Origin of the sequence: Streptomyces sp. NRRL S-495 (assembly GCF_000966955.1) — a bacterium.
GTDB lineage: Bacteria > Actinomycetota > Actinomycetes > Streptomycetales > Streptomycetaceae > Kitasatospora > Kitasatospora purpeofusca.
This window is the reverse complement of sequence record NZ_JZWY01000068.1, coordinates 1-2,991: the sequence shown is the minus strand read 5'-3', so window position 1 is coordinate 2,991 and position 2,991 is coordinate 1. Positions and strand designations below refer to the sequence as shown.

Genomic DNA, 2,991 nt, shown 5'->3' with positions numbered 1-2,991 from the left:
GGTCGGGGCCGGTGAGTCCGCCGCCGAGGTGCTGCGGCGCACCGACAGCCGGCTGACCCGGGTGCTGGAGCAGGGCGTCACCTTCTTCGACGTGATGTCCGCCCTGGTCGAGGAGGGGCTGTACCGCAAGGACGCGCCCCTGGTCGAGGTCTACTTCAACTACATGCCGCCCCAGGCCGGCGCGTCGGGGGGCCTGCGGATCCTGCCGGCCGGCACCGGCTGGTCCGACCTGGACCTGATGGTCACGGTGATGCCGGGGCTGGGGAAGGTCGGCCTCGAGTACAACGCCGACGTCCTCGACGACGCGAGCTGCGCCGACCTCGGCCGGGGCCTGCTCGCCCTCGCCGCCGACATCACCGAATCCCCCGACACCCTCGTCGCGATACCGGAGAGCACCGACGTGAGCCCCGAACCCGTTCCGGCCGGACAGGTCGCCGTCGCCGCGACCTTCGCCCTCGGCAACCTCCCGGCGATGCTGGCGGTGGCGCTGGAGGACGGCGCCGCCGAGGGCGGCCCCCTCGCCGTCGCCGAGGCGCCCTACCACCAGGTGCTGGCGAGCCTGCACGACCCGGGCAGCGTGCTCGCCGAGCCGGCCACGGTGGCCGGCCTGGTGCTGCTGCGCCCGGGCGACCTGGTCCGCTTCGCCCCGGGCGACGAGCAGTTGCTCGACCAGCTGGCCGAGGAGTACCCGGCCGCGCTGGCCGCCCTCGCCGAGCGGACCCGCAAGCCGCTGGTGGTGGCCTTCCTCCCGGAGCGGTCGCCGGACGAGCGGCTGCGCGGGTGGGAGCGGCAGGTGTCGGAGCGGCTGGCCGACCGGCCGGGCGTCGCCGTGCTGGCCTCGGACCTCTGGCTGGAGGACTTCCCGTCGGACGAGGTCTTCGACGCCCACACCGACCAGCTCGCCCACCTGCCGTTCCAGGAGGAGTTCCAGGCGGTGGTGGCGCTCCAACTGGCCGACCTGGTCGGGACGGTGCGCCGCCGGGCGCCGAAGGTGATCGTGGTCGACGGCGACGAGACGCTGTGGAGCGGCATCGCCGGCGAGGCCGGGCCGGAGAACGTCGACCTGACGGGGGCCCGCGAGCTGCTGGCCCGGCGGCTGCTCCAGTGGCGGGCCGCCGGAGTGCTGCTCGCCCTGGTCTCCAACAACGACGAGGCGACAGTGCACGCCGTCCTCGACCGGCCGGACAGCCTGCTGCGCCGCGAGCACTTCGCCGCGATCTCGGCGGCCTGGGAGCCGAAGTGGACCCGGATCGCGCGGATCGCGGAGGAGCTGCGGCTGGGCCTGGACAGCTTCCTGTTCCTCGACGACAACCCGGTGGAGATCGCCGGGGTGCGCGCCCAGCTGCCCGAGGTACTCTGCCTCAGCTGCCCGCCCGCGGCCGAACTCGCCGACTTCGTGCACCGGTTGTGGCCGGTGACGCCGATCGCGGCGACGGCCGAGGACGCCGCCCGGGCCGCGTTCTACCAGCAGGAGCAGGTGCGCGACGAGGCCCGCGCCCAGTTGGGCTTCGCCGAGTTCCTGGAGAACCTGAAGCTCGAACTCGACATCGTGCCGGTGTCCGCCGAGAGCGCCGAGCGGACCGTCCAACTCAGCCGTCGCACCAACCAGTTCAACCTCCGGCCGCAGCCGCTGGACGCGGCCGGGCTGGACCGGCTGCGGCAGGACGGCGGCGAGGTCTGGACGGCGACCGCCCGCGACCGCTTCGGCGAGTACGGGCAGATCGGCGTCCTGGCGGTCCGGCCGGACGGGGACGCGCTCGAACTGGTGGCCTGGATGATGAGCTGCCGGGTGCTCGGCCGCGGGGTCGAGGACCGGCTGCTGCAGTGGCTCGCCGACCGGGCGGAGGCCCTCGGGCTGGACGCCGTGCGGCTCGTCGCCGACCACACGCCCCGCAACATCCCGGCCCGGCGCCTGGTCTCCCGCCTCGGTGGCGGCGAGGTCGAGGCACCGCGGCTGGAGACGGTGGTGGCGTTGAACCAACTCCGGGCGTTCCGCTCCTGGGACCTCGGAACCGATATCGCAGCGGAGGTCAGCAATGCCTGAGGCGGGAGGCGGCACCAGCCGCAACCCCAGTGTCAACCGCCGTCCCGAGGAAGAGGTGATCGAGCGGCGACGGCCCGGCCGGGCCCAGGCGTCCGACCTGCTGGCCCGGCTCCGGAAGCCGGCCGCGCCCGCCACCACCGCCCCGGCGGCACCGGCGGCAGCCGGTGCGGCGGGGGCGCGCGGTGTCGACCAGGTCGCGGCGGACATCGCCGCGCAGGCCGCCCGCTTCCTGCCGGGCGCGGCGACCGGGGTGGAGACCGACCTGTTCGACGCCGGTCTGTCCTCGGTGGACGCGGTCGAGCTGGTCGCCCTGATGGCCCGTGAGCTGGACGTCCGGGTCAGCCTGGACGACCTGTTCGCGGACGCCCGGCCGCGCCGGCTGGCGCAGCGCTGGGCCGCGGCGGCCGGTCTGCCGGTCACCGCGGCCGAGGCCGAGGCCGCCGCCCCGGCGGCGACCGGGACCGCCCTGGCGCTCCGGTCCGGCCTGCTGCCGGCCGACGACCACCGCGCGCCCGCCCCCCAGGCGCACGAGGACATCGCGACGATCCTCGCCGACCTCGCACTGGCCGACCGGCTGCCGTTCAGCCGCCAGGCCGAGCCGGCCGAGCCGCGCCGCATCCTGCTCACCGGCGCCACCGGCTTCCTCGGCAGCCACCTGCTGCTGGACCTGCTGCGCGCGGGCGACGCCCACGTGGTCTGTCTGGTGCGCGCGGCCGACGACGCGGCCGCCGAGCAGCGCCTCGCCGAGGCGCTGGCCGGCTACGACCAGCCGTGGTCCTTCGAGGTGCGCCGCCGGGTGACCGTTCTCGCGGCCGACATCCGGCAGCCGCGGCTGGGCCTGTCCGAGGAGCGCTGGGCGGAGCTGGCCCGGGACGTCGACTCGATCGTCAACGTCGCCGCCGCCGTCGACTTCCTGCGCGGCTACCCCTCGCTGCGGCAGACCAATG

At 75.4% G+C, this 2,991-nt stretch carries 2 protein-coding genes; both read left to right on the top strand.

Translation table 11 applies throughout. The annotated features are described in order from the left end of the window. The coding region (locus tag VR45_RS04930; RefSeq protein ID WP_045938438.1) for an HAD-IIIC family phosphatase at positions 1–2,044 on the top strand (2,044 nt) is incomplete at its 5' end. After that, the coding region (locus VR45_RS04925) for an SDR family oxidoreductase (RefSeq protein ID WP_045938437.1) at positions 2,037–2,991 on the top strand (955 nt) is incomplete at its 3' end. The genes VR45_RS04930 and VR45_RS04925, both read left to right, overlap by 8 nt.